We start from the raw sequence: 14,810 nt of genomic DNA, 5'->3' as shown, positions 1-14,810 counted from the left end.
CTTATTCGATGTCGATATGAATTTCATTGCGGCGTAAGGCAGGTAAAGTCCAAGGCGGATCATAGGCCGCCGAACGCGCGGCAGATAAGGCAGTGAGCTGTTGTTGTTCGATCCAGGCCATCAAGAGGCGGCTTTTTTCGTTAATTTTTTCCAAAGTCAGACTGCCGGAATAGCGCAACACCGCGACTTTTTTCGCGGGTAAAGCTTTGATAGTCACTTGGGGATCGATTGGCGTTGGTAAGGTTTCGAGACTGTAACCGTCCGGCATCACAAAAGCCATCGTCCATTTATTATCGACTGCCTGCTGTAACACTGGCGCGGTCATCGCGATGTGTTCGCCGGCATTTTCCCGAAACACCGGGGCGGTCATGGCCATCTGTTGCTTTTGCTGATTCCCACCAAAAATATAGCCGGCCAAGCGATTGAAACCGATATTGCCGGCTTGCGCGTAATCGGCGTCGATCACGGTTTCGGCAATCAATAAGGGAGGATATTGCCTGATTTGCACGTCTCCCTGTTCCGAGAGCAATTGGTATTGCGGTTCCGCGCTGCTTCTAATGCCCATCACCGTACATCCAGTCAAAATCAGGCTGCCGAGTAGTGCTAAGGGGTTTTTCATGTAAACGAGTCTTGTCAAATAGGGTCATGTTTTTCCATGACCGGAGCGAATGCTGCAACTGGCATCTTGGCAGGGTTTGGCGCCAAACAAAGTACCTAAACGTAAACGGTGCCGGGCAAACCCTGCATACAGACGGTCAAACAGCGGTTTTAGCAGAGGCCAGCGGGTGGGTGCAATCAGCCATCCCAGGCCGACAGCGCTGTAAGCAGAGTAAAACACCGGCATGCCCTTAATTACGCGGCCATCGGGGTTCACCCCATGGATTTCCGCCATCAATTCGTCCAGCGATTTACCATAGTCCGCCGGATTAAACCCCTCGGCATGAATATCTTGCAAACCCAGCTTGTTATGCTTGTTTCGCGACTGTAACCAGTTCACTTCCTTCCGGCAAATGGGGCAGCGACCGTCGTAAAGTAGCGTGAATTCGTGTTGGCTATTCATGAGGCTGTTCCGGGAAGTGGTGTTAGCGAGTTTGTTTTATCCAGGCTGGCGACTCAATAGCCCTGCAGGTCTGTATTGATTTGTTTTTTATTTTCACAATGTTTGCGCAGTTTACATTCGCTTACGCAAAAAAGTCCCCTCGCGATGCGGGACTCGCGCAGTTGGCGAGAAACTCGCATCGAAGGGGATTACGGGCTATCAAGCACCCCTCTGAGGACGGAACGTGTTTCAGGAATCAACAAATTTAGCACTCCGCAATCTACCAGCGGATGTGGCGGAAGCAAGGGGGCGAATGCTAAAAAAGGTAGGGTGATCTCGCCACATTCCCGCTTTCTGGGCGGCAGGGACAAAAACGATCTTGATAGGTTATTCCAGCGATAGTTCCCGTTTTATTGTTTATGAAAAGGGAATTATGAATAACTTAAATGGCTAATTGTAAATTTTCGACAGGGGATTATAGTGAAGCCGTAGTTTAGAGCCACTGCAAACGCTTGATGCAGAGTAGATAAACGCTTCAGGTAAGCTTAGGAAAAACAGTATTACCTATCCTCAGTTTACTGTGGGTATTTGGAACTTTTCGATGGATGAGTTGGTTATATCTACGCTGTCGTTCGCTGCTGCGAATTTTCAGAACTTTGATTTTTGTTGGACCCGCTAGTGCTTTATGTTTTATGTGTGACCTCCCTCGTAAGCAGTGACTCCGGCACTGCACACTCTATAGCCTCTATCGTGGTATTCGGTAGAGGCTTTTTTTTATCTACATGACGGGCTATTTGCTCCGTACGTGGTAAATCGCGTAGCCGGCAAAAAACATGGTTAAGAGGTAAATTGTCACTGTAATCATTTTGTACTCCTGGTTATCTTTATTGTTGTGCGGCATTTATAACAGAAATCCGGGTACATAATCCGGTAATTGCTTTGGCAACAGCTTTTGCGTGTTAGTGTTGTCGGCGCTGATCGGGGTTTTCCACAAAAACTGTGGATAAGCTTGTTGGTAGGCTGGTAAAAGTTAGCGCAAGTTGCTGTATTTAAGCAGGCGCTCGTAAATTGGCTAATAATTGACCACGGTTACCTGATTCATCAATTACTCAACACCGGAAATCGATAGCTGCAACCTTTGTTTGCCGATCATTTTGACGGAAAATTTTCTAAGCTCTTAGCTGCTCTTCGCCTAGAATGTCTAATCTGCATGGCAAACTTTCAGGATATTTTATGCAAATTCTTGGTGTGGATATTGGCGGTTCGGGTATCAAAGGTGCGATTGTCGATACCTTAACGGGCGAACTGGTCTCCGAACGGCACCGGATCGATACGCCGCAGCCGGCAACCCCGGAGGCGGTAGCCGCAGTGCTGGCGCAATTGGTATTGCACTTTGGCTGGACTGGACCCATAGGCTGCGGTTTTCCGGCCGCGATTCAACAGGGCGTGGTGCGCACGGCCGCCAACATCTCCAAGGCCTTTATCGGCACTAATATCGATAAATTGTTTTCAGCAGCCACTAACTGCGAGTGTCACAACTTAAACGATGCGGACGCGGCAGGGATTGCGGAAATGCATTTCGGCGAGGGTGCCGACCAAAAAGGCGTGGTTTTGTTGATCACTATCGGCACCGGTTTGGGAACCGCGCTGTTTACCGATGGCCATCTGCTACCCAATACGGAACTGGGTCACGTGTATCTGGAAAATGGGCTGGAGGCCGAGCGTTACGCATCCGATGCTGCCCGAAAGCTGCAAGACCTAGGTTGGAAATCTTGGGGCAACCGTTTCAACATTTATCTAAACACGATGGAAAAACTGTTCTGGCCCGATTTGATTATTTTGGGCGGCGGCGCGAGTAAAAAATTCGATAAATTCAAAGAGCAGATAGGCATAAAAACGCCGGTGAAGCCGGCGGCATTTCTAAACCAGGCCGGTATTGTCGGCGCGGCTTTATTTGCTAAATCGAAAGTTACTTGAGCGATGGCGCTTCAGGACAGAAAACCTTGTTATTGAAGACGGTAAAACAAGAGTTTTTTCAAGTAGCGCTAATATTTTTTACCTTCGATAAATTCTGTTTCCAAGTCACCTTGACTATGAAATTACCCGCGGTAACCTAAGTTCATGAGGTTGCGGGCAGTGAAAAATTTATTTTTTCCGTGAGAGCAATCAGACAAGATAGTCGGCAGCCTCATATTTTCCATATGTAGTAAAAGCTAATTTTCTGACTTCTTGTATCGCAAGCTTGTCGGAGATTGGTGCAAATCATGGGTGGTGCTGGTGACGCAAGCCTCTAGGTCGGGAGATAGCTAGAGGCCCGTCATCAGTATCATTCCTGGTAGTTTCTTTATCCCCAAATGACTAAAACGCCATGTACCAGCGTTTTAGTTTGTTCCAACGCCAAGTGCCTTTACTGCCCAATCCCGCCCGTGTACCATGCTGCGAACTATCGCGCCGATATTGCTGATGGATGTGCCGGCGCCGTTATCAACCGCCGACCGAAGCGAGAAAACTCATGACAACGCTCAATATCAACGGTAAAAGCCGCAAGATAAATCTGCCCGCTGACACACCACTGCTTTGGGCGCTGCGCGACCAATTAGGGTTGACCGGCACCAAGTACGGTTGCGGCATGGCAGTCTGCGGCGCCTGTACGGTGCATATCGACGGTGAGCCAACGCGCGCTTGTGTCACGCCTATTTCGGCTGCGGTGGGCAAAAAAATTGTCACTATCGAAGCGATAGAACAGGATCAGACCGGTAAAAAAGTCCAGGACGCTTGGTTGAATTTGGGCGTGCCGCAATGCGGATACTGCCAGGCCGGGCAAGTGATGGCGGCTACGGCTTTGCTCAAAAATCATCCGCAACCCAGCGATGCCGACATCGATAAAGCCATGAGCGGCAATCTATGCCGTTGCGGCACTTATCCGCGGATTCGCGCCGCGATCAAGCAGGCCGCCGGTTTACCAGAGGTGCAATCATGAAAAACTCAGCCGAATTTCTGCAAGCCAATGCCGAGCAAAGCGATACCGACGACGGTTATTTGATTGACAACGTCAGCCGCCGGACCTTTATCAAGCAGTTTGCTCTGAGCGGCTTTGTGTTGGCCGTTGGCCTGCCTACTTTGCTTAAGGCGGACGAAGCCGCAGCGCCCGCAGCCGCCGGCAAGTTTGGCGCCGATGCGATGCCGCACGGTTGGGTCGATAATCCTTTGGTGTTTGTGGCCATTGCCGCCGACGGTGCGGTCAATATCATCTGCCACCGTTCCGAGATGGGGCAGGGCATACGCACCAGCTTGCCGATGGTGGTGGCTGACGAGCTGGAAGCCGACTGGTCCAGGGTGCATGTCGTGCAGGCGCCCGGCGACGAAAAGCGCTTTGGTAATCAAGACACCGACGGCTCACGCAGCATGCGCCACTTTTTCATGCCGATGCGCCGAGTCGGCGCGGCTGCCAGACAAATGCTGGAAGCTGCGGCGGCAGCGCGTTGGCGCGTGCCGGTAACAGAAGTCCGCGCCGAGCAACACCGGATATTGCACGTCCCCAGCGGCAAAACCTTGGGCTACGGTGAATTAGCCAAAGCGGCGGCAAAATTGCCGGTGCCAGACCGCGACAGCTTGCGTTTGAAGAATTCGGCGGATTTTCGTTACATCGGTAAAGGTCGGAAAGGCATTTACGATGGCCGCGATATTGTGTCCGGACGCGCCATTTACGGCATAGACACCCAGCTGAAAGGTCTGCTGTACGCCGTCGTGGCGCGGCCATCGGTATTGGGCGGCACAGTTTTAAAATTTGATGCCAGCGCCGCACTGAAGGTGCCGGGTGTGGTAAAGGTCGTGGAACTACCTAGCAGTCCGCTACCGGCCGAATTTAATCCGCTTGGTGGCGTCGCGGTGATTGCCAGCAACACCTGGGCGGCTATTCAGGGCCGCAACGCCTTAAAAATCGAGTGGGACAATGGCGAACACGCCAGCTACGATTCTCTAGCTTACAAAGCCGAACTGGAAGCCGCAGTCCGTCAACCAGGCAAAGTGGTGCGCCAACAAGGTGATGTCGATGCTGCCTTGCAAGGCGCGGCCAAACGCCTGGAAGCGGAATATTATTTACCGCATCTGGCGCAAGCGCCGATGGAACCGCCGGCAGCGACGGCACGTATCGTCAAGGGCCATTGCGAAATCTGGACTTGTACCCAGGCGCCGCAGTTAACCCGGGATAAGGTCGCGAAATGGCTAAAACTGCCGGAAGACAAGGTGACAGTGAATGTTACGCTGCTGGGTGGTGGATTCGGCCGTAAATCCAAGCCCGATTACGTCATCGAAGCGGCCTTGTTATCGCAAGCGATGCAAGGCAAACCGGTGAAAGTGACCTGGACCCGCGAGGACGATCTGCATCATGCCTATTTCCATACCGTGTCCTTGGAACGCTTGGAAGCGGGTTTGGATGCGCAAGGCAAACCGATAGCCTGGCTGCACAGAACTGCGGCACCGAGCATTTCATCTACTTTCGGACCGGACAGCAAGCAACAGATGCCGGTGGAATTGGGGATGGGCGTGATTAACGTGCCGTTTGCCATCGACAATCTGCGCATCGAAAATCCGCCGGCCGCCGCGCATACCCGTATCGGCTGGTTTCGCTCGGTATCCAATATTCCGCATGCGTTTGCCGTGCAGTCCTTTGTGGCGGAAATGGCGACCGCGGCCGGCCGCGATCATCGGGATTTTCTGCTGGATTTAATCGGTCCGGCCCGGCGGATCGATCCGACCAGTTTAAATGACACCTGGAACCACGGCGAATCGCCGGCGCTTTACCCGGTCGATACCGGCCGTCTGCGCCGCGTGATCGAGACGGCCACTCGCGAAGCCGGCTGGGGCCGGCAGTTGCCCAAAGGCCATGGCTTGGGGTTGGCCGCGCATTACAGCTTTGTGACTTATGTGGCTGTCGTCGTGGAAGTGGCGGTGGATGAGGCCGGCAAATTAAGCATCCCTAGAGTCGATGTGGCGGTGGATTGCGGACCGCAAGTCAATCCGGAGCGGATTCGTGCGCAGATCGAGGGGGCTTGTGTCATGGGTGTCAGCTTGGCGACGCTCGGTGAAATCAGTTTTAAAAACGGCGCCGTGCAGCAAGACAATTTTCATGCTTATCAACTCACGCGCATCGATGACGCGCCACGCGAAATCAAAGTGCATCTGCTGCCGCCCGCCGAATTCGATACGCCCCTGGGCGGGGTTGGCGAACCGGGCGTGCCTCCGATTGCGCCGGCACTGTGTAATGCGATTTTTGCCGCCACCGGGCAGCGGATCCGGCAGTTACCGATAGGCGATCAGCTGCTGAAAGACTGAGAATTTATGGGCATGGCGGTGAGCTGAATTAGCTTGCCGCACCCGTTTAAAGCTTTGGTAAAACCGGTCGATAAATGGATGCCAGCCGAAACATGGCGGGTACTATTCAATCCAGAGGAGATAAATCATGTCATCCGTATCGGGAGTAGGTTCAACACCGTATTTCCCTATCACCAACCAAGCGAAACAGCCCGCAGCCAATCAGCAAGCAGCAACGCCGCCCGTGCAAGCGGTTGTGAAAGACACAGATGGCGATAATGATGCAAGAATAGGCAGCAAAATCGACACCTATGCCTGATAGGCCAGCGGTGCCAAGCAGTAAGAAAAAGCCGGGTAACACCGGCTTTTTCTTTTTTAGGGCTCAGGGCTATGGAGTTTGGAGAAAACGCTGCTTGGCTTCGTTGTCTTCGCGTGCGGCGTCTATTTCGCGGATCACACTGCGTAGATCGGCTGGTTTATTACTGTCTGCGAAATGCCCGGTCAGCTGAGTTTCCGGGTGCAAATCGCCGCTTTGGTATAGCTTCCACATTTCCTTACCAAAGCGTGTCGTCAACAATTCCGGGGCGAACTGGCCGAAGTAGGCGGCCATATTAGCAACGTCGCGCTCCAACATCGCGCGGGCGTTGTTATTGCCGGCAGCGTCCACCGCTTGCGGTAAATCGATAATCACTGGCCCGTCGCTGCCGACCAGCACATTGTATTCGGACAAATCGCCATGTACCAAGCCATCGCAGAGCATGCGCACGATCTGGTCAATCAGAAACGCATGGTATTCGCGGGCCAGCTCGGCCGGCATTTCCAGGTCGTTGAGTCTAGGCGCCGGGTGGCCGTCGGCATCTGCGACCAATTCCATCAGTAGCACGCCGTCGATGAAGTTGTAGGGTTTCGGTACTCGCACGCCGGCATCCGCCAAGCGGTATAAAGCCGTCACCTCGGCGTTTTGCCAAGCCGATTCCTGTTCTTTACGGCCATAGCTACTGCCTTTTTCCATCGCGCGGGCGCGGCGGCTATTGCGCACTTTGCGGCCTTCCTGGTAAAGCACACTTTTTTTAAAGCTGCGCTGGTCGGCCTCCTTGTAAACTTTGGCGCAGCAGATTTCCGCGCCGCAACGCACCACATACACGGCGGCTTCCTTGCCGCTCTTCAGCGAGCCTATGACCTCGTCGATCAAGCCGCTATCGATTAGGGGTTCAAGTCTTTTCGGTGTTTTCATGCTGCCTATTATGCCGCGCTCGCAGGAATATCGCGCAAAACTTCTGCCAATCGATGCACTTTTAGCCGCGAGAACAATCCTTAGGGTTCGCGCAGGCTCAAATCAATAATCGGCGCGTAAAGCCGATACACTGAATCGCCGTTGATTTCTCGGTGGCGCAACCTTAGATAAAATCGGGTTTGCCGGGTTCGCGTAGCCTCTGCTAGTGCGCTTGGTTTTACTTTGGTGTTGGTGAATAGGTCGCTTTTTGACATTTTGCTGTTACATTAGCGCTTTTATAAAACGACTCGGCAAGCACCGCTCATCTCATATCATGGCAGATTCAAAACATATCATCATCGTTGGCGCCGGCCCTGGCGGCTTGTGCGCCGGCATGTTACTCAGCCATCGCGGCTTTAAAGTGTCCATATTCGATAAACATCCCCATGTTGGTGGCCGCAATCGGGCCATTACGATGGACGGGTTTACCTTCGATACCGGTCCGACCTTTTTATTGATGAAGGGTGTTTTGGATGAAATGTTTGAATTATGCGGCCGGCGCAGCGAGGACTATATGCAGTTCATGCCGCTCAGTCCGATGTACCGGCTGTTGTATGACGACCGCGAGATCAATGTGTTTTCCGACAGGGAAAACATGCGCGCCGAACTGGAGCGAGTTTTCGATGAAGGCAGCGCCGGCTACGAGCGTTTCATGGATAACGAGCGCAGCCGCTTCAATCGTTTGTACCCGTGCATTACCCGCGATTACTCCAATTGGTCTTCGTTCTTCTCGCTGGATTTGATCAAGGCCTTGCCCTGGCTGGCCTTTCCGAAAAGCGTATTCAACAACCTGGGCCAGTATTTTGATAAGGAAAAAATGCGCCTGGCGTTTTGTTTCCAATCCAAGTATCTGGGCATGTCGCCATGGGAGTGTCCGGCACTGTTTACCATGTTGCCGTACCTTGAGCATGAATACGGAATTTACCATGTGGCCGGCGGTTTAAATAAGATTGCGACGGCGATGGCGCAAGTGGTGACCGAGTCCGGCGGCGATATTCATCTGAATGCCGAAGTGGCCTCGCTGATCGTTGAAGACGGCGCGACCAAGGGTGTGAGACTGCAAAACGGCGAGGAAGTGCGCGGCGACGAAGTGATCGTCAATGCCGATTTTGCCCACGCTATGACGCATTTGCTGGAGCCCGGTACCTTGCGCAAATACGATCATCAGCAATTGCAAAAGCGCGAGTATTCCTGCTCGACCTTCATGCTCTATCTGGGCCTGGATAAACAATACGATCTGCCGCATCACACCATTGTGTTTGCCAAGGATTACCGTACCAATATCCGCAATATCTTCAGCAATAAAACTTTGACCGAGGACTTTTCGTTTTACGTGCAAAACGCTTCGGTCAGCGATGCCAGCCTGGCGCCGGCCGGCAAGTCGGCGCTATACGTGCTGGTGCCGATGCCGAATAACGACAGCGGCGTCGATTGGCAAACCCATTGCGCCGATGTGCGCGAGCAAGTGCTGGATACGCTGGGTGCGCGTCTGGGTTTGAGCGATTTACGAGAGCATATCGAATGCGAAAAGATCATCACCCCCGGCACCTGGGAAAGCGACGAACACGTATACAAAGGCGCTACCTTCAGCTTGTCGCACAAGTTCAGCCAGATGCTGTACTGGCGGCCGCATAATCGCTTTGAAGAGCTGGATAACTGCTATCTGGTCGGCGGCGGCACCCATCCGGGTAGCGGTTTGCCGACCATATACGAGTCGGCGCGGATTTCCTCGAATCTGATTTCCCGCAAACACCGGGTGCATTTCAAGGAAATTCAACAAAGTACCTGGCTGAAAAAAGCCAAGGCCTAAGCGGTGGCGACGATGCAGGCCGTTTCACCGGTCGATGGCCGGGTGTTGGGCGACTTTCCGGTTAGCGATTTAGAGGCGATTCAGCAGCAGATGCTGGCTGCGCGTGCAGCGGCGCAAATCTGGGGCAAGCGGCCGGTAGCCGAAAGGGCGAAAATTCTAGCCAAGCTGGTGCCTTTATTGATGGCCGAATTGGACGCGATTTGCGAGCAAATCAGCCTGACTACCGGCAAAGTCCGCACCGAAGCCCTGCTGGGCGAGATTTACCCGGTTTTGGATTTGGCTCGCTATTACCAAAAGTACGCCGCCAATATCCTGAGCTATCAAGGCATTTCCACTTCACCCTTCGCTTTTCCCGGCGCCACTGCCGGCATCGAGCGGCGGCCCTACGGTGTGGTTGCGGTGATTTCGCCGTGGAATTATCCGTTTCAACTGTCGGTCGGGCCGATGCTGACCGCTTTGTTTGCCGGCAACGGGGTGATTCTGAAACCATCAGAACTAAGTTTGCCGGTCGGACAGCTGATTGTCGATTTGTTCAAGCAGCTGGACTTGCCGGAAGGCCTGGTGCAATGGCTGGTCGGCGATGGTGTGACCGGGGCGCAGCTGATCGATGCCGGCCCGGATTTGGTGTTTTTCACCGGTGGCCTGAATAGCGGTAAAGCCGTTATGCAACGCGCCGCGCAGTATCCGATTCCGGTGTTGCTGGAGCTGGGCGGCAAAGACCCGATGCTGGTATTCAACGATGCGGCATTGCAACGCGCGGCCGATGCGGCTTTGTACGGCGCGTTTTGCAATAGCGGCCAGGTGTGCGTGTCGGTCGAGCGTTTATATGTCCAGCAGGACTGCCACGATGAGTTTTTAAGCTTGTTGCAACAGGGCGTTTCGCAATTGCAGGTCGGGCACGGCCCGCACGGCGACTTGGGTGCAATGACCAGCGAAAGGCAAATTGCAGTTGTCGAGGCGCATTACCAGGACGCCATTGCCCAAGGCGCGCAAGCCTCCGGGCCGCTGGAACGGCAGGGTAATTACCTTAAACCCGTCATGCTATGGAATGTCCATCACGGCATGCGGGTGATGCGTGAGGAAAGCTTCGGGCCACTGCTGCCGGTGATGGTCTTTAGCGATGAAGCCGAAGCAATCCGTTTGGCCAACGAATGCGAATTTGGCTTGAATGCCAGCGTGTGGAGCCAGGATATTGCTAAAGCCGAGCGAGTTGCCGACCAGCTGCAGGTCGGCAATTGGGCGATCAATGATGTGATCAAAAATATCGGTCATCCAGGCCTGCCGTTTGGCGGCGTGAAAAAAAGCGGTTTCGGTCGTTATCACGGCGCGGAAGGTTTACGCAGTTTTACCTACCCCGTGGCCGGCATGACCAGCCGCAGCCATTTACCCAAGGAACCGAACTGGTTTCCGTATTCGGAACAGCGCTACCAGGACTTTAAAGGCTATATGGACTTTGTCTACGGCGAAGGTTCGTTGATACAACGCATCAAACGCAACTGGCCGGCGCTACAAGCTTTTCGGGAATATTCAGCGTTCGATTTAACCCAGCGCTGGCAAAATCTTAAATTACTGTTGTCATGGAAACGGGACTACTGATGAAGCAAAACAATAACAATAAACGTGTCGTCGTGATCGGCGCCGGTCTGGGCGGTTTGTCGGCGGCCATTTCGCTGGCTAGTGAAGGTTTCGCGGTGGAGTTGGTCGAAAAGAACGATAAGGTCGGCGGCAAGCTGAACATTATGACTAAAGACGGTTTTACCTTTGATTTGGGACCGTCGATCCTGACCATGCCGCACATCTTCGAAGCACTGTTTACCAAAGTCGGTAAAAACATGGCCGATTATGTCGGCATCGAAAAAGTCGAGCCGCATTGGCGCAATTTCTTTGAAGACGGCACGACCATTGATTTGTGTGAAGACCCGGAAAATCAGCGCCGCGAGCTGGACAAACTGGGCCCGAATACTGCCGCCGAATTCGCCAACTTTATGGCCTATTCCAGAAAGCTGGGTACGGAAACCGAAGCCGGTTACTTTGCCAAGGGCTTGGATACCTTCTGGGAATTGCTGAAGTTTTACGGCCCCATCCGCGCCTTGAATTTCGACGTATTTCGGTCGATGGATCAGGGCGTCAAACGCTTTATTTCCCATCCCAAATTGATCGACATCCTCAATTACTTCATCAAATACGTCGGCTCGTCGCCCTACGATTCGCCGGCTTTGATGAATCTGATGCCTTACATTCAATATGAATACGGCTTGTGGTATGTGAAGGGCGGTATGTACGGCTTGGCGCAGGCCATGGAAAAGCTGGCGATCGAATTGGGCGTATCCATTCGCTTGAACAGCGAAGTTGAGGAAATTCAATACCAAGCCGGCAAAGCCACCGGCATCAAACTGCAAGGCGGCGAAGTATTGGCGGCCGACATCGTAGTGTCGAATATGGAAGTGATTCCGGCGATGGACAAATTGCTGCATAACTCACCGGCGGAACTGAAAAAAATGCAGCGCTTCGAGCCGACCTGTTCCGGTCTGGTGTTGCATTTGGGTGTGAGCCGGTTGTATCCGCAATTGGCGCATCACAATTTCTTTTATTCCGATCATCCGCGCGAGCATTTCGATGCGGTGTTTCATAGCGGCAAATTGTCCGACGACCCGACGATTTATTTGGTGGCGCCGTGCAAAACCGATCCGAGCCAGGCGCCGGACGGTTACGAAATCATCAAAATCCTGCCGCACATCCCGCATATCAATCCGGACAAACCGCTGACGGCCGACGATTATTGGGCGTTGCGCGAGCGGGTATTGGCCAAACTGGAGCGCATGGGGCTCACCGATTTACGCCAGCATATCGTTACCGAGGAATACTGGACACCGCTGGATATTCAGGCCAAATACTATTCCAACCTGGGTTCGATTTACGGCGTGGTGGCGGACCGTTGGAAAAATCTCGGCTTCAAGGCCCCGCAACGCAGCAAGCAATTAAGCAATCTGTATTTCGTCGGCGGCAGCGTCAATCCGGGCGGCGGTATGCCGATGGTGACCTTGTCCGGACAGTTGGTGCGGGATAAGATTTTGGCGGATTTGGGGCAGGCTTAGCCCCAGGCAGACAAAAAATTCGGATTTGCATAAGCCGGTTAAATTTAAGCCTAAACTTAAGCGGCGTTTGTATGGCTTGGGGTTAGCCCGGCATAAACCCATTCGCGCCGGAGTGCAGTGTTCACGCGCCTTTGGCTTATTTCGTATGCCTACTGTTAGCTAGATTTTATGCTGCTTTTTTTTCGGAATATCCCGGCATCGACCCGGCCCAACGAGTTGTATTCTTACGTGGCGATGGCGGTCAGTGAAGATTTAATAGAACAGGCCAAGCACGTGATAACCGTCGATGTGATGGTGATTCGGGACAAGCGCAGCAATCAGCTGGAGCATCACGGCCTGGTGTCGGTGAATTCCGATGAAGCCGGTATTCGCGCTATTAAGAATCTGAACGGCCTGTTGTTTAACGGTTGCGAGGTTTTGGTGCGAGTTTACAAACAGCGCGACGTCAAAAATGACCGGCGCCGCAATGGGGTGCCGGTGCCGAGAGAGATTATCGAGAAACGCATTCAGGATCGGCGCCGCGGCGCTAGCGTGGAAATTTATGTCGATTTTTCCAATGTGTTCTATCCCATCACGCTTTAAAGGCGCCATGCCGTTTGGCTATTAGACTGCTGCTAAAGCCAGACGCGCACGCAGTTCCGGCCATTTTCCTTAGAGGTGTATAAAGCTTTATCGGCCTTGGTCAAGACGCAATCCGCCGTACCGCTATCGGCATGCATTAAGGCAATCCCGATGCTGACGGTTATTGGAATCACATGCTTATCTATCATCAGCGGTGTATCGGCTAGCTCCTTACGTAAGCGTTCGGCAATGATCATGGCGGGTTCGGCATCGGTCTCAGGCATGAATATCGCGAACTCCTCGCCGCCAATCCGGCCCACCACATCAATCTGACGTAATTCCGCGCGCATAATGCCGGCAAAGTGCTGCAACATCGCGTCGCCGGTGGGGTGTCCGTAACCGTCGTTAATCTGCTTGAAATGATCCAGGTCCAGCATTAATATCGCTACCCGGTGATTATTGCGCTTTACTCTGGCAAATTCGTTTTCCAGACGGGCCATAAAGTGCCGGCGATTTAAAAAACCGGTCAAACCGTCGGTTGTTGCCAATTCCCACAGCTCGGTTTGCATCCTTTTGCGTTCGCTAACATCCTGTTTAACGCCCACGAAATGGCGTATGCAGCCTTGCTGATCCTTGACGGGGGAAATCACCAGTTCTTCGTCATACAGTTCGCCATTTTTGCGCCGGTTGACGATTTCGCCGCGCCAGGTATTTCCAGCTAGTATGGTCTCCCATAAAGCCTGATAAAACGCCTGGTCTTGCTTGCCGGATTTAACCAGCTCGTTGGGCCGCATGCCGGTGGCTTCTTGGCGACTAAAGCCGGTCAGCGTTTCAAAGGCTTTATTGGCCCATTCGATATTGGCATTTATGTCGGTAATCACTACACCATGTTCCACCGTTTCCAGGGCCGATATTAACAAGTGGTCGCGCAACTCCGACGCCTTGCGCAAGCTGATATCCTGATGGATACCGACCGCGCGAATCGGTTGGCCCTGAAAATCCCACTCCAGCACGCGGCCGGTATCGTGTACCCAAACCCAATGGCCTTGCTTGTGCAGTAAGCGATGTTCAGCAGAGTAAAGCTCGGTTTCGCCGCGCAAATGCGGCTCCAGAGAGGCTGTGATTAAATGCCAATCATCCGGATGCACCAAGCGTTTCCAAATGTCGATATCGGATCCCACCTCGTCAAGCGTGTAGCCCAGCATAGAGGCCCATAGGTCGTTGAAAATCACTTTCCCGCTGGGAATATGCCAATCCCATAAGCCTAAGCTTGCGCTCTGTAAGGCCATACCCATCCGTTGCTCGGACTCGTGAAGCCGTTTTTCCAAGCTTATCCGCGTCAACGCGTAGCGTATGGCCCTGACCAGGCTGTCGGTGTCTATGCTGGATTTGATCAGATAATCCTGCGCGCCGCAGTCCAGAGCCTTCAGAGAAAACTCGGTATCGTCGTGCCCGGTCAGCACGATAATCGGCAGTAGTCGGGTCGCTTTGCGAATGCGTCTGACGGTATCCAAGCCTCGCGAATCCGGTAGGCTTAAATCCACCAGCACCACGTCGATTTTTTGTTGGGCAATAATTTGTTCGCCATCCGCCAAATTCTCGCGCCAGATCAATTCGAAACGCAGAGTAGGCGAGGCGCGCAAATATTGACGAACCAGGCTGGCATCGCCCGGTTCGTCTTCGATTAATAAAACGCAGCAATTTGTCGCTTCGGTCATA

13 protein-coding genes are annotated in these 14,810 nt (G+C 53.1%); 8 read left to right on the top strand and 5 right to left on the bottom strand.

Features of this window, described 5'->3' with window-relative positions:
- Window position 1: 1 nt before the first annotated feature.
- Both JL719_RS16885 and JL719_RS16880 read right to left on the bottom strand, forming a co-directional pair.
- Entirely contained in the window at window positions 2–619 is a 618-nt protein-coding gene (locus tag JL719_RS16885; protein WP_033155441.1) for an SOUL family heme-binding protein, read from the bottom strand.
- Between the two features lie 24 nt (window positions 620–643).
- Complete coding sequence (locus JL719_RS16880) at window positions 644–1,060, bottom strand: thiol-disulfide oxidoreductase DCC family protein (protein ID WP_033155440.1); 417 nt, start codon at window positions 1,058–1,060, stop codon at window positions 644–646.
- A 1,212-nt stretch (window positions 1,061–2,272) separates the two neighbouring features.
- On the opposite strand from JL719_RS16880, the gene ppgK reads away from it, so the two are divergent.
- The 4 genes from ppgK to JL719_RS16860 all read left to right on the top strand — a co-directional run bounded on the left by ppgK (window position 2,273) and on the right by JL719_RS16860 (window position 6,671).
- Window positions 2,273–3,016, top strand: a complete 744-nt coding sequence (ppgK, locus tag JL719_RS16875; RefSeq protein ID WP_033155439.1) for a polyphosphate--glucose phosphotransferase — start codon at window positions 2,273–2,275, stop codon at window positions 3,014–3,016.
- A 535-nt stretch (window positions 3,017–3,551) separates the two neighbouring features.
- Window positions 3,552–4,019, top strand: a complete 468-nt coding sequence (locus JL719_RS16870; RefSeq protein ID WP_033155785.1) for a (2Fe-2S)-binding protein — start codon at window positions 3,552–3,554, stop codon at window positions 4,017–4,019.
- Window positions 4,016–6,373, top strand: a complete 2,358-nt coding sequence (locus JL719_RS16865) for a xanthine dehydrogenase family protein molybdopterin-binding subunit (RefSeq protein ID WP_051669657.1) — start codon at window positions 4,016–4,018, stop codon at window positions 6,371–6,373. Before JL719_RS16870 ends, JL719_RS16865 begins: the two co-directional genes overlap by 4 nt.
- Window positions 6,374–6,500: 127 nt before the next feature.
- A complete protein-coding gene (locus JL719_RS16860) occupies window positions 6,501–6,671 on the top strand; it encodes a hypothetical protein (RefSeq protein WP_165385976.1) in 171 nt (56 codons plus the stop codon).
- 69 nt (window positions 6,672–6,740) lie between these two features.
- On the opposite strand, the gene JL719_RS16855 is transcribed toward JL719_RS16860, so the two are convergent.
- Both JL719_RS16855 and JL719_RS16850 read right to left on the bottom strand, forming a co-directional pair.
- Window positions 6,741–7,586, bottom strand: a complete 846-nt coding sequence (locus tag JL719_RS16855; protein WP_033155438.1) for a PA4780 family RIO1-like protein kinase — start codon at window positions 7,584–7,586, stop codon at window positions 6,741–6,743.
- Between the two features lie 80 nt (window positions 7,587–7,666).
- On the bottom strand, window positions 7,667–7,840 hold the full coding sequence (locus JL719_RS16850) for a hypothetical protein (RefSeq protein ID WP_165385975.1): 174 nt from the start codon (window positions 7,838–7,840) through the stop codon (window positions 7,667–7,669).
- Window positions 7,841–7,899: 59 nt separating this feature from the next.
- On the opposite strand from JL719_RS16850, the gene JL719_RS16845 reads away from it, so the two are divergent.
- The 4 genes from JL719_RS16845 to JL719_RS16830 all read left to right on the top strand — a co-directional run bounded on the left by JL719_RS16845 (window position 7,900) and on the right by JL719_RS16830 (window position 13,112).
- A complete protein-coding gene (locus JL719_RS16845) occupies window positions 7,900–9,435 on the top strand; it encodes a phytoene desaturase family protein (RefSeq protein ID WP_033155437.1) in 1,536 nt (511 codons plus the stop codon).
- 12 nt (window positions 9,436–9,447) lie between these two features.
- Window positions 9,448–11,031 (top strand): aldehyde dehydrogenase family protein, encoded by a 1,584-nt coding sequence (locus tag JL719_RS16840; RefSeq protein ID WP_033155436.1) that lies wholly within the window; start codon window positions 9,448–9,450, stop codon window positions 11,029–11,031.
- Window positions 11,013–12,530, top strand: coding sequence for a phytoene desaturase family protein (locus tag JL719_RS16835; RefSeq protein WP_225892877.1), 1,518 nt, complete (start codon window positions 11,013–11,015; stop codon window positions 12,528–12,530). The genes JL719_RS16840 and JL719_RS16835 overlap by 19 nt, the downstream gene beginning before the upstream one ends.
- A 168-nt stretch (window positions 12,531–12,698) precedes the next feature.
- Window positions 12,699–13,112, top strand: coding sequence for an RNA recognition motif domain-containing protein (locus JL719_RS16830; protein ID WP_033155434.1), 414 nt, complete (start codon window positions 12,699–12,701; stop codon window positions 13,110–13,112).
- Window positions 13,113–13,144: 32 nt separating this feature from the next.
- On the opposite strand, the gene JL719_RS16825 is transcribed toward JL719_RS16830, so the two are convergent.
- Entirely contained in the window at window positions 13,145–14,809 is a 1,665-nt protein-coding gene (locus JL719_RS16825; protein WP_033155433.1) for a diguanylate cyclase, read from the bottom strand.
- Between the last annotated feature and the right edge of the window lies 1 nt (window position 14,810).

Source organism: Methylomonas sp. LW13 (genome assembly GCF_016865255.1).
GTDB lineage: Bacteria > Pseudomonadota > Gammaproteobacteria > Methylococcales > Methylomonadaceae > Methylomonas.
The sequence above is the reverse complement of the archived record's forward strand: the minus strand, read 5'-3'. Positions and strand labels throughout refer to the sequence as shown.